Origin of the sequence: Polyangium spumosum, assembly GCF_009649845.1 — a bacterium.
Taxonomy (GTDB): domain Bacteria; phylum Myxococcota_A; class Polyangia; order Polyangiales; family Polyangiaceae; genus Polyangium; species Polyangium spumosum.
In genome coordinates, this window is sequence record NZ_WJIE01000008.1 from 233,462 (window position 1) to 255,180 (window position 21,719).

Consider the following 21,719-nt stretch of genomic DNA (forward strand, 5'->3'; position numbering starts at 1 on the left):
GAGGGCGGTCCGAGCGTGACGACGGACAAGGGCGAGGACGAGCGAAGGCTTCCGGACAGCGACAGCGGCGCGGCGGCGAGCCCCCCGCCGAGCCGCCCCGCGGCCACGTCGACGCTTCGTGGCAGGCACATCGCGCCTCGCCCCGCCTCGTCGCCCTTCTTCCGCAACGAGGCCCTGCCGGGCGCCCACCTCTACGACGGCCCTCCGCCCTCCGTCACCGCGACCCCGGCCGCCGCGGCGCCGCTGCTCTTCGTCTGCGACGAGTGCTGGCGGACCTTCACCGACGGCTCGCAGCTCTCCTGCGCTTGCGAGCGACCTCGCCCGGACGAGGGCTGGGCTGCGATGCCCTACGTCCTGCGGGGCCGCTTCCTCTTCGTCGAGCTGCTCGGCCGCGGCGGCATGGGCGCGGTCTTCCGGGCCTACGATCAGGCCTCGAAGGACAGGCCCTGGGTCGCGGTGAAGGTCATCCAGAAGGGCGCCCCGGAGCTCGAGGTTTCGCTCAAGGAGATGTTCCGCCGCGAGGTCGCCGCGGCGCAGATGCTCGCGCAGCACAAGCAGTTCTTCGTCGACGTCCTCGGCTTCGACGACGTCGCGCCGGCGCACCTCGCGCTCGAGTACGTCCCCTGGCAGACCCTCGCCGACCTCGTGGCCTCCTTGCCCGCGATCGAGCGGCGCCTGCCGCCGGCCCAGGTCGCGCGTATCGGCATCGCCGTCCTGCGTGGCGTGGCCAAGATGCATTTCCACCGCATCGTCCACCGCGACCTCACGCCGGCGAACATCTTCGTCCGCTACGTGCCCGAGCGGGAGGGCTACGACGTCAAGATCACCGACCTCGGCCTCTGGGCCTTCGATCAGGTGCAGGGCGAGAGTGACTCGCTCTCCCTCGTGGCCATGCCCGGCACCGCGGGCACGGCGGCGTACATGAGCCCCGAGCAATCGACGGGCGAGAAGGTCGGCGCCGCGTCGGATCTACACGCGATCGGCTCGGTCCTCTGGGAGCTCGCGACGGGCTCGGTCCCGTACCCCGCGACCCCCGACGGGCGCGTGCACGAGATCATCGAGCGGCGCGCCAAGACCCTGCGCGAGCGGCCGTCGCGGCCCTCGTACATGCCGGAGGGGCTGTATCACGTGCTCGTCAAGGCGCTCTCGTTCGAGGCCGAGTCGCGCTTCTCCGCGGCGAACGACATGCGCAAGGCGCTCGAGGCCTTCGTCGCGTCGTACCAGCAGGAGCGGCTGCGCGACCTCGAGGATGCGCTCGGCCGCATCGACGGCCTCGCCCGCAAGGTGACGAGCCTGCGCGACAAGATGACGCCGATGCGCGAGGTGCTCGAGCGGCTCTCGTTGCTCGGCGCGATCTTGCGCGAGGCGCAGGAGCAACGTGGCGAGGCCGAGCCGGCCGTGCTCCGGACGATCGCGGACAACACCGAGACGCAGCTCGACCAGATCACGCGTGAGCTCGGCGCGCTCGCCGAGTGGCTGCGGGTGCTCGGCGAGAAGAAGGATCTGCCGTCGGGGGAGAAGTCGGGGCGGCGCGAGATCGAGGTGCTCGCGCCGCGCGAGGGCCGGGCCACGCGCGCCTCGGGCAAGCAGGGAGGGGAGAGCCGCGAGCGCCTGCTCTGGGGCATCGCGGTGGGGCTCCTGATGATCGTGCTCGGCCTGTTCTTGTGGCGGGCGCGGGGCTGACGTCAGGGCGCGCAGTAGTCGTCTTGCGCCGTCACCGACTCCACCTGGACCGTCGTCCCCTTGTGGATGACGAACTCGCTCTCGCCGACCTCATTCATCCCCGGGGCCCAGTCGTACGTGTAGCCGAGCCGTGTCCAGGGGTAGCCGGGGTCGCCGTACGAACTCGCCTTCAGGTCGTTGATCCAGTCCATGTGGTCCTGCGGCGTGCCGGCGGGGAAGTCGAGCTCGGCCACGTTGTCGTCGATCTCGCCGTCGGGGGAGGGCCGGAACATGTCGGCCAGCGGGACCCACAGCTCCACGACGCGATCCTTGCCGTTGTTCGGCGGCAGGCCGAGGCGCTGCTCCAGCCGGAGCGAGAGATCGGCGCCCGTCAGCCCCGTCGCCTTGCAGAACTCCGCGAGCTTCGGCGCGGCCGAGACCCAGACCTCCACGGCGAGGGTCGTCTCCATGCCGACGAGGCTGTCGTACCCGGGGAACGACGTCCACGTGACCATCTTCACGCGCCCGTTCGCGTCGAAGACGAGCTCGCCGTTGTCCGCGCGGAGGGCCGTCAGCATGTCGGAGATCTCGCTCGCCTCGGCGACCTCGGCGTCGGCGACGGCGGCCTTGTAGAGCGCCATCAGGTCTTCGCCGCCCCCCGCGCCACCCGCGCCACCCGCGCCACCTGCGCCGCCTGCGCCACCTGCGCCGCCTGCGCCGCCTGCGCCGCCCTGACCACCTGCGCCGCCGTCTCCGCCCGTGCCGCCCGCGCCGCCCGTGTTGCCGTCGCCGCCGTCGCCGCAGCCGGCCAGGAAAGCAACGAGCCCCAGAGCGACCAGGATATGCCTCAAGTTCTTCATGTCTTCTCCTCAAGCGAGCGCTGCGCCGGATGTCAGCGAGCGCGGCGCGTCGAGCAACCGATATGCCAGCGTGCTGACGCTGTGAATCCGAAAGCGGGCTGAGGGGCCGACGCCTCGATCGAGGACAGGAGGCCGATGCGGAGAGGCCTCGCAGTGGCCGAGCCAACGAGCCTTCCTTCGGCGGGGGCATTTCTGGTATCGGACACCATGGCCCCGACTCATGCCCCGACGCGGCGCTCGATCCGGCGTACGTCCCTCGTCTTCGTCTCCGCGACGGCGCTCGCCGCGTTGACCTCCTTCGTCGCCTGCGGCGAGACCGCGGCCCCTTCGCTCGCGCCGCCGCGCGTGGGCGCCGCCGTACGTGCCTCCGTGATGCGCGTGCCGGGGGACGTGGCCGGGTCCTCGGCGTACTCCGCCATGCTCGATCCGCTCGTCTCGGCCGAGCTCGACGTCGACGTCCCCGTCGTCGGCTACGGCTCGAGCGGGCGCCGTCGGCCGGCGGTCGCGTGGAACGGCGCGTCCTACCTCGTCGCGTGGGACCGGAGCGGCATCTGGGGGGCGCGTATCTCCAAGACGGGCGCCGTCCTCGACACGCACGCCTTGAAGCTCGCCGTCCCCTCGAACGCCATCAAGCCTGCGCTCGCGAGTGACGGGGACGGGTTCGTCCTGACCTACCAGACGGGCATCGCGTCCATGATCAACAACCTCGCCGTCTTCGCGCAGCGCCTCGACGCGAACGCGGCGCCCGTGGGCCCGCCGATCGAGCTCTCCACGAGCACCACGATCCAGCGCCGCACGCGTGTCGCGTTCGACGGCCAGAACTACATCGTCGCCTGGGTCGACGGCAGCTCCTGCCGCCACGCGCGCCTCACGCCCGCGGGCGACATCCTCGATCCCGGCGGCGTGCTGACGCCCTCCTGCAACGACATGGACGTCGCGTCGAGCGGCGCTGGCTCGCTCCTGACCTGGGACGCGCCTTCGGGCGCCGTGTACGCGCGCCTCGACGCGCAGGGCGCGTACCTCGATCCGCCCGCGGGTGTGCCCCTCATGGCGCCCGCGCCGGAGGTCAGCGCCTTCACGCCCGTCCCGGCGTGGACGGGGCAGCATTACCTGATCGCGTACTCGCGCCGCGACGAGGCCTCGTTCTCGATGCGGATCGTGGCGAGCCGCCTCGACGCGCAGACGGGCGTGCTCCTCGATCCCGGCGGGATCGTCCTCTCGGCCCCGGGCGGCGAGCTCTACGAGACCGACGTGTCGAGCGACGGCCAGAACGCCGTCGTGTCGTGGAGCGACGTGTACCCCGACGGCTTCGGGTACGACGTGCGCCGCGCGCGTGTCTCGCCCCAGGGCGAGGCGCTCGATCCAAACGGCGTCCTCGTCACCCCGCACGGCGCCATGTCGGCCTCCGCGTCGAGCGGCGATCAGGTCTTCCTCGCGTGGGAGCGCACGGTCGGGGACGACTTCTTCCCCGATGGACTCATCATCCACGCGCAGCGCTTCGACGCGACCGGCGCCGCGCTCGACCCGGCGCCGATCCTGCCCGCGCCGGGCGTGAACGCCGAGACCGCTCCTTCGGCTGCGTTCGACGGCCAGAACTTCGTGGTCGGCTGGTCGGACGACCGCGACTTCCTCTCCGTCCAGCTCACGAACCTGTATGCCGCGCGGATCTCGCCGGCCGGCGTGGTGCTCGATCCTGCGGCCCTGCCGGTCGACAAGGGCCGGCGCGAGGTCGTCGACCCGTCGGTCGTCTTCGACGGCACGAACGCGCTCTTCGTGTGGACGAACTACTCGTACATCATCGACGGCCCGAGCAGCGACATGCGCTTCGCCCGCATGAGCCCCGCGGGTGTCGTGCTCGACCAGCCCGCGAAGCCGGCGCCGATCGTCCAGGATTACGACGCCGCGTACGCGCTCTCGCCCTTCGACGGCGGGGCGCTGCTCGCCGTGACCGGGTATGACGACGACCTCGGCGATTATGCCGTCCTCTCGACGGTCCTCGGCGCGGGGGGGCAGGCCTCGCCGTCCCAGGTGATCTCGTTCGACTCGTTCCCGGCGCGCGCGGTCGCGTCGTTCGACGGCACGAACCACCTGTACGTTTATCACGTGGAGAACTCCGGCCTCTTCGCGCAGCGGCTCGACGCGCAGGGCGCGCCGGTGGAAACGACGCCGATCCTCCTGCACGCGGCCGAGGAGACGCGTGGTTTGTCGTCGGTCTTCGACGGGACGAACCACGTGGTCGTGTGGGTCGACGGGGCGACGGAGGCGCTCGTGGGCCTCCGCGTGAGCCCTGCGGGGGCTGTGCTCGACGCGGCGCCCGTGCCGCTCGTGAGCTTGCCGGGTTGTCCGTCGCTCGTGATCTCGGCGCGCGCGGCGGTGATGGAGGGGGGCCGGATCGTGGTCGGGTACGTGACGTGTGGCGGGGTCGCGAACGAGCTCGCGGCGGTCGTGCTCGACGGCGCGCTCTCGGTGATCACGACGTTCCCGATCACGGCGGACGGCCTCCCGAAGCAGGCGGCGTCGCTCGCGTCGACGAACACGGGCAAGGTGATCGCCGCGTACGCGACCTATCACGCGGAGGCGCCGCTCGTCGCGTCGCGGGTCCACGCGAGGATCATCGATTTCGACGAGCCGATGGGCGCGGGTGGCGCCGGTGGCGCCGGTGGCATGGGCGGGGCCGTTGGCTCCGGTGGCGTGGGCGGCGGCATGGGTGGCGCCGGTGGCGCCGGTGGCGTGGGCGGCGGCATGGGCGGCGCCGGTGGTGCCGGTGGCGTGGGTGGCGCCGGTGGCATGGGTGGCGCCGCCAGCAGCAGCAGCAGCAGCAGCAGCGTCACCGGGACCGGCGGCGCCGGGGGTGGCGCGGGCGGGCTCGGCCCGCTCGAGGCCACGGGCGGCGCTTGTGGTTGCCGCGTCGCCGGACGCGAGGAGGCGCCCCACGGGTTCGCGATGGGCTTGCTCGCGTCGCTCATGCTGCTCGTTCGCGCGCGGCGGGTGAGAGCACGACGCACGCGAAACGCGCCCTCCGCGTTGCGCCGCGTGTCTTGAACGCGCGCAAGTCGCTCCCTGGCTTCTCGCGGAAGGTGCTCGCACGCACGCAAGCGGGTCCATGCAGTCTGTGGGGGGTGCCTCGAACGCGTTCGAGGCACTCCCCACACATCGCCCGAGGTGCCTTGCACGCACGCGAGCGGGGGCAACATGTGTGCACGAACGCCCTTCCACGCACGCAAGCGGGTCCATGCAGTCTGTGGAGGGTGCCTCGAACGCGTGCGAGGCACTCCCCACACATCGTCGGAGGTGCCTCGAACGCGTTCGAGGCACGCCCCACACATCGGGCCTCACCCCCCAACCCCTCTCCACTCCGTGGAGAGGGGGAGAAAAGCGCCTCTTGCTCCCCTCTCCACGGAGTGGAGAGGGGTTGGGGGTGAGGCTACCGCTCCAGCACCCGCCAGATCCCCTCCAGCGCCTCCACCGCCCCCATCGGCAGCCGCAGCCCGACCGCGTGTGACACCACCGTCGGCTCCGGGTTCACCTCGATCGTCGGCACCCCACGCGCCGCCGCCTGGAGCACGGGCTCGGCGATGTACGGGAACAGGCTCGACGTGCCGACCGAGACGACGACATCAAAACCTCGCTCGAGCTCGCGGTGGAGCCGCTCGAGCTTCGCCCGCGGCAACATCTCGCCGAAGAGCACCACGTCCGGCCGGAGCACCCCGCCGCACGAGGGGCAGGACGGGCAAGGCGCGAGGTGCGCGTAATCCTTCACGGTCTCGGTGAAGCTGCAGCCCACGCAGAGCAGCCGGTGGATGTCGCCGTGGATGTCGATCACATTGCGCGAGCCCGCGGCCCGGTGGAAGCCGTCGACGTTCTGCGTGAGCACCCAGCTCCGCCCGAGCCGCGCCTCCATCCGCGCGAGCGTGGCGTGCGCCGCGTTCGGCGAGGCGCCGCGGCAGGCCTGCTCGATCTGGTGGATGTACTTCCACGTGATCTCGGGCGAGCGCCTGAACATGGGCCCGGAGAGCGCCTCCTCGATGCGCATGCCCTCCTCGGTCACCCGATCCCCGTAGAGCCCGCCCACGCCGCGATAGGTCGGGATCCCCGACGCCGCCGAGATGCCCGCGCCCGTGATGAAGAGGGCCGACCGCGCGTCCGCGAGGAGCTTCCCGGCCTGCTCGATGCTCATGGCGAGCAGCGTAACACGACCCTTCCCGCCCGCATGCCCGCCGTGTTATCGAGCCGCCCATGACGATCGAGCGCGAATACGACGTGGTCCTCTTCGGCGCGAGTGGCTTCACCGGCCGCCTCGTGGCCCAGTACCTCGCCGAGACGTCGAGGAAGACACCCCTGCGCTGGGCCATCGCCGGCCGCAACGCGGAGAAGCTCGACGAGGTGCGCCGCGAGGTCGCCTCCCTCCTGCCCGAGGGCACGAGCCTGCCCGTGATCGAGGCGAGCTCCGACGACGCCGCCGCGCTCGGGCGCATGGCCCGCGCCACCAAGGTCGTGATCACCACCGTCGGCCCGTATGCCCGGTACGGCGAGCCCCTCGTCGAGGCCTGCATCCGCGAGGGCGCCGATTACGTCGACCTCACGGGCGAGCCGAGCTTCGTGAACCGGCTGATCGAGCGGCACGACGCCGCGGCCCGCGCGGCGGGCGTGCGTATCGTGAATTGCTGCGGCTTCGACAGCATCCCGCACGACCTCGGCGTGCTTTACACCGTGGAGAAGCTCCCCCGGGGCGAGGCCATCACCATGGAGGGCTTCGTGCGCACGACGGGCTCGTTCTCGGGCGGCACGTGGCAATCGCTGCTGAACGAAATGGGCGGCGCGGGCTTCGCCGCGGCCGGCAAGGCGCCGCCGTGGGCGAAGGATCCCCTGCCGGGGGGGCGTGTCGTCGAGGAGCTGCGCCCGCGCGTGCGCAAGGAGCCCGAGATGGGCGGCTGGGCTTGCCCGATGCCGTCGATCGACCCGCAGATCGTCGTGCGCAGCGCCCGCGCGCTCGACCTGTATGGCCCCGATTTCCGGTATGGCCACAACCTCGTCTTCAAGTCGCCCTTGGCCCTCGCGGGTGTCGCGGTCGGGATGGGCGCCATCGTTGGCCTCGCGCAGATAGGCCCGGCGCGCAAGTTGCTCTCGCGGCTGCGCCCCTCGGGCGAGGGCCCGAGCGCCGAGCAACGCGCGAAGAGCCGCTTCCAGGTGACGTTCCGCGGGCAGACCTCGAGCCGCCGCGTGCTCACGCGCGTGAGCGGCGGGGATCCCGGTTATGGCGAGACTTCGAAGATGATCGCGGAGAGCGCGCTTTGCCTGGCGTTCGACAAGGAGAAGCTCCCGCCGCACGTCGGCGTCGTGACCCCGGCGATGGCGATGGGGGACGCGCTGATCGAGCGCCTGCACGCGGCGGGGATCCGGTTCGAGGTGCTGGAAGCCTGAATCACTTCGGGTTCAGCACGCAGTTTCCGTCCCATTGAATCGGGTCGCCCATGTCGACGACCTCGAAGTCCGTGGGCTGGATGTCCGCGAGCGCGTACGCGTCCACGCCGACCTCGTCCCATTTGTGGGTCGTGAACCTGTCGCTCTGCGCCGTGAGCGCGATGTTGCCCGCGTCGGCCAGGAACATGCCGTATTTCTGCAGGCCCCGCGCGATCACGCGGGCGCCCTCGGTGGGCAGCGACGCGAGCGGGTAATCCGCGCGGAGCCGGAAGCGTACGCCGTAGGGCGGCGCGTCCGGGCCGCCGGACGTCGGGCCGGTGCTGTGCGTGCCCGGGTGCACGTACACGTTGTCGCGGATACGCGCGTTCGGCAGGATGAAGCGGATCGCGTGGTTGATCTCGCCGGACGCCACCTCGTCGGCCGAGAACAACATCGCCGAGATGGGGAAGCCACCGGCGTCCGCGGAGGTGCAACCCTCGCCGCGCAGGTTCGGCGGATACGATTTCGTCAGGTCCCACGTCACCGCGCAGCCGCCGTAAAAGGTGCCGCCCACGATGTTCGCCCGCCACATCTCGTAGAGGGTCTTCGTCGGCTGGTGCACGACGAGCAGGTGGCAATCGCCGTCGGTCGTGCACTCGTAGCCCTGCTCGCCCTCGAGCGCGCCGCCCGCGGGGACGGGGAAGGGGACGTGTTCGCAATCGGGGCTGAAGAAATCGCCCGTGGTCTCGAACGTGCGCAGCTCGGCGCTCGCGTCGGCCTGGAGCAGCTCGATGCTGAAATCGATCCGGAACGCGCCCGCGCCCCAGCCACCATTGGCCTCGAGCCAGCCCGTGATCGTGTCCGATTGCGTGTTCTTCGGCAGGGCCGAGACGTCCTTGTTCCAGGGGTTCGGCGCCTCGAAGAGGCCCGCCGGCGTCCCCGATCCGCCCGATCCACCCCCGCCCCCGGCGCCGCCGCTCCCGCCCGCGCCGCCTCCGCCGCCGCCCGTGCCCCCGCTGCCGCCTGCGCCGCCGGTGCCGCCGGTGCCGCCGCTGCCTCCGCTGCCGGGTGTTCCATTGCCCGACCCGCACGCCGCGAGCAAAACGAGGGCGCCGATCACGCCCAGGACACGCCCCATTCGACCCATCGAGCCAAGTTCGTTTCGAAGCATGTCTCCTTGTACACGAGGGGACGACGGCGCGGGAAGGTCCGTGCGGGTCGGAGCACACGTCCGTCCTCGTCCCTCGAAGCGCTGTTCGTGCATTCCATTTGGTGACCCCCGCTACCTGCTTCGAAGCATCGTAGAGGGCCGGGTGGCTTGGCGCGGGCGGCCGATCTTGGCTTTCCGCCCGCGCCGGTGGGGGAGGTTCTCGTGATGGGCGAGTGGTGGTTCCGGGGATGGGCGGCGACGATTGCGACGACGGTTCTCGCGGGGGCCGCGGGATGCGCGCAAGGAACGACCCCTCCGGTCGGATTCGAACAAGCAAGCGGCGGCGGCGGCGGAGCCGGAGGCGGCGGCGGCAGCGGCGGCGAAGGCGGCGGCGGCGAAGGCGGCGGCATGAGCCCTGCGTGTGGCATCCCCGAGGTCTGCAATGGCGTCGACGACGATTGCGACGGCCTCGTCGACGAGGACATCGCGAGCCTCGGCGGTCCGTGTGACACGAAGCTCTTCGGCGTCTGCGGCGTGGGCGTGTCGGGCTGCGACGGCGGGCAGGTCTTCTGCGTCCCCACGAATCAGCCCACGCCCGAGGTCTGCGACGGCCTCGACAACAACTGCGACGGCGTGATCGACGAGGACGACCCGGGCGGCGGCGCCGCGTGTGACTCCGGCCTGTTCGGCCCGTGCGCAGCCGGCACCGCCGTGTGTATGTCGGGCGCGCTGACGTGTTCGCCCGCCGTCTTGCCGGTGGGCGAGCTCTGCGACGATGGCGTCGACAACAACTGCGACGGCGACGTGGACGAGGGCTGCAGCGCGGCTCCGCCTGTCTGCGCGCACGACCCGTGCGTGGCCGGCGGGCCACTCGATCCACTCTGCGACCCTTGCGTGAACGCGGTCTGCGTGATCGACAAGACGTGCTGCAAGGCGTCGTGGGACGTCTTCTGCGTCGGCACGGCGCAGGTGCATTGCGCTTGCCCTTGAGGCGCCTCGCTGGGGCGTTGCCCCAGGCCCCACCAGGGGCTGTCCGCCCCTGGACCCGGACCAGCGCAGGCGCTGGACCTTTTGTCGATGAACTGCGCGGAGCGCAGTTCATCGAACAGCCGCAGTCAAGACCAACGACGACCTTGCCAACCAAGACAGCCGCGCTGCTGGTTCTGCTGGCGACACGGCTTCTTCGTCGGCCCGTTTGAAAAACTGCGCGGAGCGCAGTTTTTCAACCTGAGGTCCAGGGCTTGCCCTGGTCCGGGGTCGAGGGGGCGGACAGCCCCCCGCGGGGTCCGGGGCGGCGCCCCGGCGGCCACGGTTCAGCCTTCGCATCCTGGGTGCACGTCGCTGCGCGTCCGGCTACGATGGCCGCCGCCTTGGACAAGCGCGCTTCGTCTCGCACCGACGTCCTCCTGAAGATCGCCGCCTTCGTGGTCGTCGTCGCGGCCTTGCGCGCGGCGGGGGGCGTGCTCGTGCCGTTCATGATGGCGCTCCTGCTCGCCGTCGTCAGCGCGCCGCCGCTCGCGTGGCTCGAGCGCAGGCGCGTGCCCGAGCCCGTCGCGGCCACCCTCGTGCTGCTCGCGAACATCGCCGTCCTCACGCTCGGCGCGACGGTCGTCGCGGGATCGGCGACCGATTTTGGCGAGGCCGTGCCGCGTTACCAGGCGCGGATCGACGTGCTCGCCGCCGACCTCACGTCCTGGCTCGCCACGCACAGGATCCACGTCCGCACGAGCGCGATCGGCCAGATGATCTCGCCCGGGACGATGCTCTCGTTTGGCGCCGGCATGGTCCGCGACCTCGCGGGCCTCGTCTCGAACGTCTTCATCGTCCTCATCATCCTCGGCTTCATGCTCTTCGAGTCGCGCGCGTTCTCGCGCAAGCTCCGCGCCCTCGCGGGCGCGCGCGGCGGCTACGTGGGGCTCTTCCCGGGGATCGTCGACGATGTGCAGAACTACCTGTTCATCAAGACGATCATCAGCATCGCGGTTGGCCTGCTCGCGGGGCTCATCGTCTACGTGCTCGGCGTGGATTTCGCGCTGCTCTGGGGCCTCGTCGCGTTCCTCCTGAATTACATCCCCAACGTGGGCGCGATCATCGCCTCGGTGCCGCCGGTCTTCTTCGCGTTGCTCTCGCACGGCCCCGGGCGGGCTTTGGCCGTGTCGGCCGGTTTCCTCGTCGTGCACATGGTGCTCGGCAACATCCTCGAGCCGGCGTGGATGGGCCGGCGGCTCGGTTTGTCGGCGACCGTGGTGTTTCTCTCCCTCCTGTTCTGGGGGTATGTCTGGGGGCCCGCGGGCATGTTCCTGTCCGTGCCCCTCACGATGGTGGCGCGTATCCTGCTCGAGGGGAGCGAGAAGACGCGCTGGATGGCCATGATGCTCGATTCGAGCGCGCCGCCCGATCCCCAGCCCGAGCCGAAGGCCGCGGGCGGCGACGTCGTCGTGGAGGAGCCGAAGGACACATGAGCGATCGCGAGCGGAGCTTCTGGGCGTGGGGATGGGCGGACGCTTTTCCGGATGAATCGGCGCGCCAGGCGCTCGCGATGCAGGTCGGCGCGCTGCTCGGCCGGTCGTTCTCCCCGAGGCCCTTGCCGAGCCTGGAATCCGTGCGCCTCGCGGCCCCGCGCGTCTTACCGCCCGAAGCGCTCGCGCCTTTCTCCTCGGCCGAGGCCGAGGACAGGATCCTGCACACGTACGGCAAGAGTTATCGCGACGTCGTGCGGGCCTACCGAGGGGATTTCTCCGTCGCCCCCGATTGGGTGTGTTATCCCCGGTCCGAGGAGGACATCGAGCGCCTGCTCGCCCATTGCGCGGCCGAGGGCGTCGCGGTGATCCCGTTCGGCGGCGGCACGAGCGTGGTCGGCGGCGTCGAGGCGGCGGTGGGGGACGGGCCGCGTGGGGTCGTCTCGCTCGACCTGCGGCGGCTCGATCGGGTGCTCGAGGTCGAGCCCGTCTCTCGATCCGCCCGGATCCAGGCCGGCGCGACGGGCCCCGTCCTCGAGGAGCAGCTCGCGCCGCACGGGCTCACGTTGCGCCATTTCCCGCAGAGCTTCGAGTTCTCGACCCTCGGCGGCTGGATCGCGACGCGCGCGGGGGGCCATTTCGCGACGCTTTATACCCACATCGACGATCTCGTCTCCTCGGTCCGGATGATCACGCCCGCCGGGGTATGGGCGAGCCGCAGGCTGCCTGCGTCGGGCGCGGGGCCGAGCCCGGACAGGCTGGCGCTCGGCTCCGAGGGCATCCTCGGCGTCATCACGGAGGCCTGGGTGCGGCTGCAAGCCCGGCCGCGGTACCGGGCCTCGGCGAGCGTGACGTTCGCGCATTTCAAGGACGGCGTCCGGGCCTGCCGCATGCTCGCGCAGTCGGGCCTGTACCCCTCGAACTGTCGATTGCTCGACAAGACCGACGCGCTGCTCGGCGGCGTGTTCGTCGACGGAGAGGCGGTGCTCCTCCTGGCGTTCGAATCGGCGGATCACCCGCTCGGCCCCTCGATGGACCGGGCCCTCGCCCTCACGGCCGAGGCGGGCGGGGTTTGCCCGGAGGGTCCGGTGCTCCGCGAGGATCGCGGGGACGGGGCCGGGGCGCAGGCGACGTACAAGAAATCGTTTTTTCGGGCGCCGTACCTGCAGAGCGCGCTCGTCTCCCTCGGCGTCCTCGCGGACACGTTCGAGACGGCGTGCACCTGGGACAGGTTCGAGGAGCTCGACGGCGCCGTGCACGACGCCGTGCTCTCGGCCATGCAGCGCGCTCTGGGCGGCGGCGTGCTCGCGCGGCGCTTCACCCACGTGTACCCGGACGGACCCGCGCCGTATTACACGTTCCTCGCGCCCGCGCGGGAGGGCCACGAGCTCGAGGCATGGGCGGCCATCAAGGACGCGGCGAGCCGCGCGATCCTCGCGTCGGGCGGCACGATCACGCACCACCACGCCGTCGGCCGCGTGCACCGCCCCTATTGGCAAAGCGAGCGGCCCGAGCCATTCGCGGCCGCGCTGCGCGCCGCCAAGCGCGCCGTCGACCCCGCCGGGATCATGAACCCCGGCGCCCTGTTCGAGCCCGACGAACGCTGAGACGCGCCGTCACCCTTCGACATTCGAATGGCGCGCGCGGGACATAGACCGCCCGAGCGCGCCGCGCGGGAGCAATTTCTCGTCGTTGCTCCCCGCGGGTGCTAGAGATTGGCACTTCAGGGGGGGAACGATGCATTCTCGTGAGAACGCAGGATCGTCGCGCGTGGTCGTGCGGGGCATTCTATCGATCCTGGTGCTGTCGGGCGGCCTCTTCCATTCGGCGGACGGCCTCTGCCGTGAGCCCTGGGAGGTCACGGTGCCGCCGCCCATCACGCCCGAGAGGAGAAGCGCGGACGAGGTGATCGAGGGCGGCGTCGCGGCGACCGTGCTCTTCGCCTCGTTCGGCATCGGCCTCGGCGCCGCGGCGGCGACGCTCGACGCGGAGAGCGAGAGGCTCCGGGCCGAGCCCTGCCGGAGCTGCCCCGGCGGCTTCAATGAAATGCAGCGCGACATGGCGTTCCTCGCGAACGCGTCGATCCTGGCGTTCATCGGCGCGGGCGTCGCGGGCTTCGGGACGGCCCTGTATGCCATCAACGTCGCGGAGGACGAGGAGGAGACGTCGGGCAAGAAGAAGGCGCCGAGCCCGCAGGCGGTGGTGCGCTTCCAGGGCGGGCTCCTCGGCGTCCAGGTTCTCTTCTGACCCAGGCGGACATCCGTTTCGGATTTTTGGGGGGTATGGTCGTCATGGCGCGTAAACACGTAGGGCGGGATTTCTTGTGGATCGTGGCTTGCGCACTCACCGGCTACGGCTGCATCGTCGAGGGGGAGTACCTCGAGGACCTCGTGTCGACCGGGCCCAACCTCGGGATCAGCGCGATCGCGGCGAGCTGCGGGGACGGCCTGCGCCACGCCGAGGAGGGGTGCGACGACGGGAACACGGCGCCGGGCGACGGCTGCGACACGAGCTGCCAGGTCGAGCTCTGCTGGAAATGCGAGGAGGTGATCCCGGGCGCGAGGAGCGCGTGCGGCGCGCAATGCGACGCGGCCGCCGGCGAGTCCTGCGTCATGGGCACGTGCGTGAGCTGCGCCGACGGCACGCAAAACGGCGACGAGACCGGCGTCGATTGCGGCGGCTCCTGTAGCAACACCTGCGCGCAAGGTGATACCTGCGGCGCGGACGGGGATTGCGCGACCGGGTTCTGCTCGGGCGGCGTCTGCTGCAACGAGGCGTGCGGCGCGGCGTGTGTCCGCTGCGATCTACAAGGGTCCGTGGGCGTATGCGCCTACGTCCCGGAGAACGAGACCCACGAGGATCACGCGTGCGGCGGCGGCACCTCCGTTTGTGACGGCAAGGGCGCCTGCAAGAAGGTCACGGGGCAGGCGTGCGCGATGGGCATCGAATGCCTCGGCGGCAAGTGCCTGGGTGGCCTCTGTCAGTGACCCGCCTCATCCCCGCACGGGGAACGCATTGCGATATTCTTCCATCGCCCGGACCTCGTCCACCTGGTGGACGAACCCCGTGGCCGCGCGGAACGCCTCGCTGTCGACCACGACGGGATATTTTATGTGCGCGAGCGCTCCGGGGGGGAGCCGGGGTAAACCAAAGCGGCCGAGCGCGGCGCGGAAGGCGATCTCGGGCAGCGGGATCGGCGACCTCGCGGTCCCGCGGACCACGACGGAGAGCGGCACCGGCTGCGGCCCCGCGACGTTGTACACGCCCTGGACCCGCTTCTCGAGCGCGAGGCAGATCGCCGTCGTGACGTCGTCCTCGTGCATGAAATGGAAGAGCGGATCGAAGCCGAGGACCATCGGCACGTGCCGCCCGCGCAGGAACGTCGCGAGCGTGCCGTGCCCCGTGGGCCCGAGGGTGTACACCATCCGCAGGACCGTCGTGACCAGGTTGGGGACGCGCCAGAGCGCCGTGCACGCATAAAGATCCGCCGCGACGAGGTCGGCGAGCTCGGGGAAGGTGGTGACCGCCATCGGCGGATCCTCTTCCTTGTGATAGAGCGGTGAATCGGCGGCCGCGCCGTAATAGGTGTGTCGACCGACGAAGATCGCGTGCTCGACGCCCCAGTCGCGGCAATGCTCGAACACGGCGCGCGTGCCGCCGAGGTTGATGCGGTAGCGCTCGGCGGTCTTCTCGACGAGGTGGGTCACGGTGGCCATGTGAATGACCGCCTGGGGCCGCCGCTTGCGGAAGACGTCCTCGGCCGCGCGCTTGCGGATGTCGACGTTGTAGAGCTCGATCCCGGGCGGCGCGTCGAGCCACGGCCGGCGATCGATACCGATGACCTCGTGCCCCTGCTCGAGCAGGCGGCGCGCGACGCGCTGACCGAGCACGCCCCCGATCCCGGGAATGAGAACCCTCATCGCTGCTCCTCCTTTTTCGTCCCCACGTCCTCTCCCTCGCGCAGAGCTTCGTCCTCCGCGCCGCGCGACCACGCGAGCGCCTTGCGCCGCCTCTCCCGGCCGTGCTCGATGAGCCCGGCGATCCGCTGCTTCACCCGCTCCACGTTCGCCTCGATGACCTCGTCCTCCTCGGTGCCCGTCCCTTCGAACCTCATGGGCTCGGAGTAGGTGAGCTCGAGCCGCACCGGCGCGGGGAGCGCGACGCCCCAGGGCGTGATCGGGACGTAGGGCGCGCCGAGGAGCTTGCCCAGGGCATACGAATTCGCGATCGTGGGGATGGCCTCCCCGCCGCCGACGAACCCGAACGGGACGATGGGCGTCCGTGTCTTCATGGCGAGGCGCATGAAGCCCGATCCGAAATGGACGAGCGTGTTGCGCTCGGGATAAAGCTTCGCCGTGCCGCGGGCGCCCTCGGGGAAAATCATGAGGAGGCGCTCGTCGTGCAGCAGGTGCTCGGCCGTCTCGACGAGGCCGGTGAGCTGCCCGCTGCGCGTGGCGAAGAGCCCCATGAAGGGTGTCTTCGCCATGAACTTCTCGGCCATGCCCTGGGCGAGCCGCGGGGGCTCGAGCTCGAAGAAGCAGGACGTGATGACCATGGCGCCGTCGAGCGCGATGCCGCCCGAGTGGTTGCCGACGAGCATGGCGCGGCCGCGCGCGGGGACGTGCTGCATGCCCTCGACGCCGACGGTGAAGTAATGGCGGTAGAAGAACCGGAAGGCCGTGAACAGGCGGGCGAGGTGCTCCTTCGAGGCGCCGTACGGATCGACGCCGTAGCGGTTGAAGGGGATCTCGAGGCGGTCGACGCGGGCAGCGATCTCCGGATCGATGAGCAGGGACACAGGGTTTCTCCAGCCGGAGGGGGCGGGCGAGAATAGGCGGAAGGGCAGGCGCGAGGCAAGGGAAGATCACGCGCGCTCGCCCGGGGGCCGGGCCACCCGCGCGCCGTCCCTCGCGCTGCACTTCGAGGCTCGTGATACACTCGCCGGTTCGGAGTCCTTACCGTAGGAGGTTTACAATGAAGGAGTACATGAAGCTCAAGGCGGAGCGGTGGGAGCGCATCCTCTCGCACCCGTTCTTCGATTGGCTGCATTCCGACGCGGTGCCGCTCGAAGAGAAGGTCCTGATCGCGCCCATCATGACCGTGTTCGTGATGAACTTCCGCGACGCGAGCCGATACTTCATTCGTTTCCCGAAGCCGCGCAATCGCTTCGAGGAGGCGCTGAACGGCGGCACGCGCGAGGACGAGACCCACTCCCGGCTCTTCCTCGAGGACTGGACCAAGATGGGCCTCGACGAGCGCCTCGGCTTCCGCGCGAGCGACACGCTCTTCTGGCTCTTCCTCTCGAAGGAGAACGAGCGATTCCGTTACTTCGTCCTGGAGTTCGGCCGGCTCGACGTCGAGGACGAGGGTGATCCGCTCGTCCGCTTCGCGCACTCGGAGGCCGGCGAGGCCGCCGGGAACGCGTTCTTCTTTCACATGGCGAAGATCGCGACCGCGATCGAAGAAAAGACGGGGGTGCGGTACATCTACTTCGGCAATCACCACCTCGACCGGGAGCCGGGCTTCGTCTGGGGATCCAAGGGCGTCTTCGACGACGAGGTGCTCGACGACGAGCAGCGGCCGCTCTCGTTCCGGCTGGCGAACCGGATGTTCGACCTGTTCGAAGAGGTCCACGATTGCTTCCTCGAATACGGCCGCACGTACATGGAGCGAGGCGTGCTGCCCACGAGGCCCCGGGCCGAGCCGTCCGCGCGCCTCGCGCGCCCGGAGCCGACGGCGCGCCCCTCGTACGGGGTGGAGCTCGAGCGGCCCATGGCGCTTTATCACGACGACGTCCAGCGCGTCATCGAGGAGCGGAAGGCGCAGGCGGCCCGGCACCCCTTTTATGCATGGCTGCGCGACGAGGCGAGCGTCTCCCCCGAGGAGAAGCTCATGCGGTTCCTCCCGTACTGGGTGCCCGACATCATGGGATACCGAGACCTCAATCGATACGCGGTCCGTTACCCCGCGCCGCGCACGCCGGAGGAGCGGCGCATCAACGAATGGTGCGACGACCTCTCGACCCACAGCGCGCTCTTCCTCGCCGACTGGGAGGCCCTCGGGATGGACGAGGCGCTCGGCTGGAAGGCGAAGGATACATTGAAGTTCCTCTTCCTCGATCCGCAGGTCGAGATCCACCGGAAAAACCTGGCGACGTTCGCCAAGCTCGCCATGCGCCACCGCGATCCCGCGATGATGTTCTGGTTCGTCGCGGCCCTGGAGGCGAGCGGGCACGCGTTCTTCGAGAACGTGCAGAGGCTCGCGGAGGTGGTCGAGAAGGAGCAAAAGATCCGGCTCGATTACCTCTGCCATCGGCACGAGCTGGCGCACGCGGCGCGCGGCGAGCCGCTCGAGCGGAGCGCCTTCATCACGAGCAAGCGCCTCACCATTGCAGCGCGTGACGTGGCGATCGGGATGGTGGAGACCATCTTCGACGCGCTGGAGGAGCAGCTCACGAGCTCGCTCGAGGTCGCGCGTTCGAACAGGCTGAACATCCCGAGCAGGCGCGCCGCTCGCTGAGCCCTCGCTCGTTCAGCCCTTCGCCGCCTTTGCTTTCATGTCCTTGACGTCGGCGAGGATCACGAGCGCCTCTTCCTCGCTGAGGAACTTCGCCTTGCGCGCCACCCAGAGGATGCCCTCCTCCGGCGTCGCCGCGATGATCCACGGAAAGATCACGCGGGTGAGCGAGTGCAGCGTCTTCACGGTCGCCCGGATCGCCCCCGCCTTGAGCCCTTGCCCCTCGATGATGAACGCGTGCGCCAGGATGTGCTTCTCGAGCGCGCGCGCCTGTTGCCCCAGCGCGTTCGCCGCCGCGCGCTCGGGCGCGCCGTGATCGGCGCTCGTGAGCACGATGAAGATCGTGCCGCCCGGGTGCCCCTGCATGATCTTGGCGCCGCGCTCGTTCACCTGGAGGACCACCGGCAGCGTCGGTGACTGCTTCCACCACACGACGAGGACCGGGGGACGCCACCCCATGACGACGGCGGGTTGGTCGTAGACGATCTCCACGTTCCGCACGCTAGCAGGAGACGCGTCGCGGGAGAAGGGTCACGTAAACGCGCGTGGCCCGAGCTACCACCGGCCCCAATTCACAAAACCTCGACGGGCGGCGCAGGCGGAGGGCCAAGCGCCACGTCGCCCCAGCGGACGATGGCCGAACCCGAGCTCGACGAGCTGCCCACGGTGTGGACGAGGACGAGATCGCCGCGGCGGATCGGCAGCTCGGCGGCGGCCGTGTACAGGTTCACGGGCATCAGCGCGGGGCCGCAGTTCGCATAACGCGAGAACGTGTCGATGGTGCGCGCCGGATCGAAGCCGAGGACGCGTGCGCAGAACGGCGCATACCACGCGGTCGGGGTATTCACGACGAGCCAGTTGATGTCCGATATCCCGAGCCCCGCCTTCCGGAGGGCGAGGTCGGCGGTTTTTCGGAGATATGGCTCGGAGACCTGGCGCAGGATCTTGCTCGCGCTCTTCTCCGCGCGGAACCGGACCACCTGCTTGCCGCGCGCCCGATCGTCCGTCACGTCGATCACGAAGGCGTTACACGTCTCGGCGCTGTGCAGCATCGCCGAGGCGACGAGCCCTTCCCCCGCCGGCACATCCGAGACGACGAATGCGCCGGCCCCGTCGCCGGAGAACCACGACATCGTGTCGTGCTCCTCGATGGTCCGCGAATAGGTGCACGACACGACGCCGAGCACGTTCCGGTATTGCCCCGCGCGCACCAGGGCGCAGGCCGTCTCGAAGACGGCGAAGGCGCCCGAGCACGCGGTCTCCAGGTTCCACGCGGCGGAATGGGTGAGCCCGAGCTCGCCGGCGAGGAACGTGGCGTGGCCGATCCCCATCACGTCGGGGAAGAGCGAGCAGGAGAGGATGAGGTCCACCTCCGCGCGCGCGACCTTCGCGGCCTCGAGGGCCATGGTCGCGACGCGCGTCTCGAGCAAGAGCGCATTCTCTTTCGGCAAGAGCACCCGCCGCTCCCGGGCCCCGCGGAAGGGGTCGTCGAGGAACTTCGCCATTTCGGCGCCGAACGCGTCCGGCTCGTCGCGCGGCGCCTCGGGGGCGGCCCACACGTTCCGCTTCTCCACCGCCCCGCCGAACATCTGCGGGTGATGGCGGCGCCAGTAATCGTTGGTCTTCAGGCCACCGGGGAACGTGATGGCGAGGGATCGCATCCCTGCGGAGGTACTCATGAGGAAACACTCTCCTTGGCGGCTTGCGCCTCCAGGCTTTGAACGCGGCTCGTGATGGGCGGTCGTTCCTCCGGATCCACCCGGACATCCAGCACGAAGGGCCCTCCCGCGGCGAGCGCCGCGCGGAGCGCCGCCTCGAGCTCCTCCTCCCGCTCGACCTTCTCGCCGAGCGCCCCGAGCCCCTGCGCGATACGCACGAAATCGGTGTCGGGCAGCGTGGTCTCCACCGGATCGTAGCCGGACGCGCGCATTCCATGCTCGACGATCCCGTATCGACGATCGTTCAACACCACCCAGACCGCCGGGATGCCATACCGCACCGCCGTGCTCACCTCGCCGAGCATGAGCATCGAGCCGTCGCCCACGACCGCCACCGCGGCCTTTCCGCGCGCGCGCGCCGCACCGACGACGCCCGTCGTCGCGTGACCCATCGATCCGAAATGCAACCCCGATCGATATCGCCCCGGCTCCTGGAACCGGAGCACGTTGTTCCCCCACACGAATGCGCTGCCGGCCTCCGTGAGCACGGCCGCGTCGGACGACTCGACCACGACGCGCTGGATCGCCTCGAAGAGGAACCGCGGCCGGACCGCGCCCTCCCCGAGGGGCTCGAGCGGCGCCGGCCTCGGCAGCGGAGGCAGGGCCGGCCTTTTGCCGTGCCATACCGGCAGCCGCGGGAGCAGGGCCGAGAGGAACGCGCCAATCTCGGCCTGCACGCCGACCGTCCGCGCCCCGGGATACGCCGCGCCGAAGACCGCGGGATTGACGTCCACGTGGACGAACCCGCCCGGAGGCACGAGATCCGGCCTCCAGAACGACGTGCATTCCCAGAGCCGCGAGCCGAGGACGAGCGTGCGCTCGATCCGCGCCGCCTTCAGGCTCGACGCGGCGCGCGCGTGCCCTCCGACGCCCGTGGTCCCCGCGAAGAGCGGGTGATCCTCGGGGAAAATGCCCTTCGCGCGCGGCGAGCACATCACGAGCATCGACCGCCGCTCGGCGAGCGCGCGGACCAGCGGGACGGCCGTCCTCGCGCCGAACCCCACCCAGATCGCGCACGTCTCCCCGGTGAGGATGTTCGCCACGGCCTCGATCGCCTCGGCCGACGGCGCCGGGCCCGGCAGCGTCACGCCCTCGGCGAACGCCTGCGCTTCGAACGTCGCCGACTGCACGCTGAGCGGCAAATGTATGTGCGCGACGAACCCCTCCGCCGCGCGCGCCCCGACGGTCAGGCGCCGCAGCACGACGGGGAGCTGCGAGGGGTGCTCCACCGTCGTCGCATAGTGGAAGAGCGGGCCATCCGAGAGGAGGCCCGCGGGGATCGTCTTCGCGGTCGTCTCCTGGGAGGCCCCGCGCTCTCGCTGGGAGGGAGAGGTGCCGCCGGAGACGAGGATCACCCTGGCGCCCTCGACGCGGGCCGCGGCGAGCCCCGTGATCGCATTCGTGATCCCCGGGCCGGCCGTCGTGAAGACGACCGTCGTCCGATCCTTGGCCAGGCTCTCCTCGAGCGCCGCGAACGCCGCGCCCGACTCGTGGCGGCAATGCAGGACGCGCACCCGGCTCCGCGCGAGGGCGTGGCAGAACGGGACGATGGAGCCGCCGCCGAGCCCGTACGCGACCTCCACGCCGAGGCTCGCGAGGAACGCGGCCAGGGCCTCGGACACGGACGCGCGGGGCGATCCAGGTGCTCCCGGAGGGAGCGGCGGAGGTGCGTGGTTCATGAGGGGATGCTCGAAGGGCAATCATACGCCGCGGCCCGGGGGCGCTCAAACTTGCTCGACGATCCCCGCCACTTCGCGGGCGAGCGTGAGCGGGGATGCCCACCCGGGCGACCCCCGATCCGCCCGCGCCTCGGGGCGACGGCGCACCACCTTCGTTCTCCGGCGGGAGAATTCAGGATCGCTCCAAAAATTTTTCCTCGTGACCGATGAGTCTGTCGGGGCCGCGTGGTCCAAGCCTGTGTCGACGGCGCGGGGGACCGGGTCGCCGCCACGCA

General features: G+C 70.5%; 17 protein-coding genes. 9 read left to right on the top strand and 8 right to left on the bottom strand.

Annotation, left to right across the window (positions count from 1 at the left end):
- Nucleotides 1–15 precede the first annotated feature (15 nt).
- Complete coding sequence (locus GF068_RS27510) at nucleotides 16–1,683, top strand: protein kinase domain-containing protein (RefSeq protein WP_153822447.1); 1,668 nt, start codon at nucleotides 16–18, stop codon at nucleotides 1,681–1,683.
- A 2-nt stretch (nucleotides 1,684–1,685) separates the two neighbouring features.
- Here the strand turns inward: GF068_RS27510 and GF068_RS46480 are convergent, their stop codons facing one another.
- Nucleotides 1,686–2,522: a hypothetical protein gene (locus GF068_RS46480; protein WP_275939242.1), complete on the bottom strand. Its 837-nt coding sequence runs from the start codon at nucleotides 2,520–2,522 to the stop codon at nucleotides 1,686–1,688.
- Nucleotides 2,523–2,729: 207 nt separating this feature from the next.
- On the opposite strand from GF068_RS46480, the gene GF068_RS44440 reads away from it, so the two are divergent.
- Nucleotides 2,730–5,564 carry a hypothetical protein gene (locus GF068_RS44440; protein WP_153822448.1) on the top strand — a complete coding sequence of 945 codons (2,835 nt, stop codon included), beginning with the start codon at nucleotides 2,730–2,732 and terminating at the stop codon, nucleotides 5,562–5,564.
- Nucleotides 5,565–5,946: 382 nt separating this feature from the next.
- Here GF068_RS44440 and GF068_RS27525 read toward each other — a convergent pair whose 3' ends face one another.
- Nucleotides 5,947–6,699, bottom strand: coding sequence for an NAD-dependent deacylase (locus GF068_RS27525; protein ID WP_153822449.1), 753 nt, complete (start codon nucleotides 6,697–6,699; stop codon nucleotides 5,947–5,949).
- 59 nt (nucleotides 6,700–6,758) lie between these two features.
- Between GF068_RS27525 and GF068_RS27530 the strand changes: the two genes are divergently transcribed.
- A complete protein-coding gene (locus GF068_RS27530) occupies nucleotides 6,759–7,943 on the top strand; it encodes a saccharopine dehydrogenase family protein (protein ID WP_153822450.1) in 1,185 nt (394 codons plus the stop codon).
- A 1-nt stretch (nucleotide 7,944) separates the two neighbouring features.
- On the opposite strand, the gene GF068_RS44445 is transcribed toward GF068_RS27530, so the two are convergent.
- Complete coding sequence (locus tag GF068_RS44445; protein WP_206079568.1) at nucleotides 7,945–9,093, bottom strand: hypothetical protein; 1,149 nt, start codon at nucleotides 9,091–9,093, stop codon at nucleotides 7,945–7,947.
- Between the two features lie 204 nt (nucleotides 9,094–9,297).
- On the opposite strand from GF068_RS44445, the gene GF068_RS27540 reads away from it, so the two are divergent.
- The 5 genes from GF068_RS27540 (at nucleotide 9,298) to GF068_RS45450 (ending at nucleotide 14,518) form a co-directional block, all read left to right on the top strand.
- Nucleotides 9,298–10,062, top strand: coding sequence for a MopE-related protein (locus tag GF068_RS27540; protein ID WP_153822451.1), 765 nt, complete (start codon nucleotides 9,298–9,300; stop codon nucleotides 10,060–10,062).
- A gap of 380 nt (nucleotides 10,063–10,442) precedes the next feature.
- Nucleotides 10,443–11,534, top strand: coding sequence for an AI-2E family transporter (locus GF068_RS27545; protein WP_170319711.1), 1,092 nt, complete (start codon nucleotides 10,443–10,445; stop codon nucleotides 11,532–11,534).
- Entirely contained in the window at nucleotides 11,531–13,138 is a 1,608-nt protein-coding gene (locus GF068_RS27550; RefSeq protein WP_153822453.1) for an FAD-binding oxidoreductase, read from the top strand. The genes GF068_RS27545 and GF068_RS27550 overlap by 4 nt, the downstream gene beginning before the upstream one ends.
- 130 nt (nucleotides 13,139–13,268) lie before the next feature.
- Nucleotides 13,269–13,778, top strand: coding sequence for a hypothetical protein (locus GF068_RS27555; RefSeq protein WP_153822454.1), 510 nt, complete (start codon nucleotides 13,269–13,271; stop codon nucleotides 13,776–13,778).
- A gap of 44 nt (nucleotides 13,779–13,822) precedes the next feature.
- On the top strand, nucleotides 13,823–14,518 hold the full coding sequence (locus GF068_RS45450; RefSeq protein ID WP_240807471.1) for a hypothetical protein: 696 nt from the start codon (nucleotides 13,823–13,825) through the stop codon (nucleotides 14,516–14,518).
- A gap of 6 nt (nucleotides 14,519–14,524) precedes the next feature.
- Here GF068_RS45450 and GF068_RS27565 read toward each other — a convergent pair whose 3' ends face one another.
- Both GF068_RS27565 and GF068_RS27570 read right to left on the bottom strand, forming a co-directional pair.
- The gene (locus GF068_RS27565) at nucleotides 14,525–15,451 is read right to left on the bottom strand and encodes an SDR family oxidoreductase (RefSeq protein ID WP_153822455.1); all 927 of its coding nucleotides are present in this window, start codon (nucleotides 15,449–15,451) and stop codon (nucleotides 14,525–14,527) included.
- Nucleotides 15,448–16,329 carry a lysophospholipid acyltransferase family protein gene (locus GF068_RS27570; RefSeq protein ID WP_338046594.1) on the bottom strand — a complete coding sequence of 294 codons (882 nt, stop codon included), beginning with the start codon at nucleotides 16,327–16,329 and terminating at the stop codon, nucleotides 15,448–15,450. The genes GF068_RS27565 and GF068_RS27570 overlap by 4 nt, the downstream gene beginning before the upstream one ends.
- A 176-nt stretch (nucleotides 16,330–16,505) precedes the next feature.
- Between GF068_RS27570 and GF068_RS27575 the strand changes: the two genes are divergently transcribed.
- Complete coding sequence (locus GF068_RS27575; protein ID WP_153822456.1) at nucleotides 16,506–18,050, top strand: hypothetical protein; 1,545 nt, start codon at nucleotides 16,506–16,508, stop codon at nucleotides 18,048–18,050.
- Nucleotides 18,051–18,062: 12 nt separating this feature from the next.
- On the opposite strand, the gene GF068_RS27580 is transcribed toward GF068_RS27575, so the two are convergent.
- The 3 genes from GF068_RS27580 to GF068_RS27590 form a co-directional block, all read right to left on the bottom strand.
- Nucleotides 18,063–18,539, bottom strand: a complete 477-nt coding sequence (locus tag GF068_RS27580) for a hypothetical protein (RefSeq protein ID WP_153822457.1) — start codon at nucleotides 18,537–18,539, stop codon at nucleotides 18,063–18,065.
- Nucleotides 18,540–18,619: 80 nt separating this feature from the next.
- Entirely contained in the window at nucleotides 18,620–19,726 is a 1,107-nt protein-coding gene (locus GF068_RS27585; RefSeq protein ID WP_153822458.1) for a 3-oxoacyl-ACP synthase III family protein, read from the bottom strand.
- Nucleotides 19,723–21,387 (bottom strand): thiamine pyrophosphate-dependent enzyme, encoded by a 1,665-nt coding sequence (locus GF068_RS27590; RefSeq protein ID WP_170319712.1) that lies wholly within the window; start codon nucleotides 21,385–21,387, stop codon nucleotides 19,723–19,725. The genes GF068_RS27585 and GF068_RS27590 overlap by 4 nt, the downstream gene beginning before the upstream one ends.
- Nucleotides 21,388–21,719: the final 332 nt, after the last annotated feature.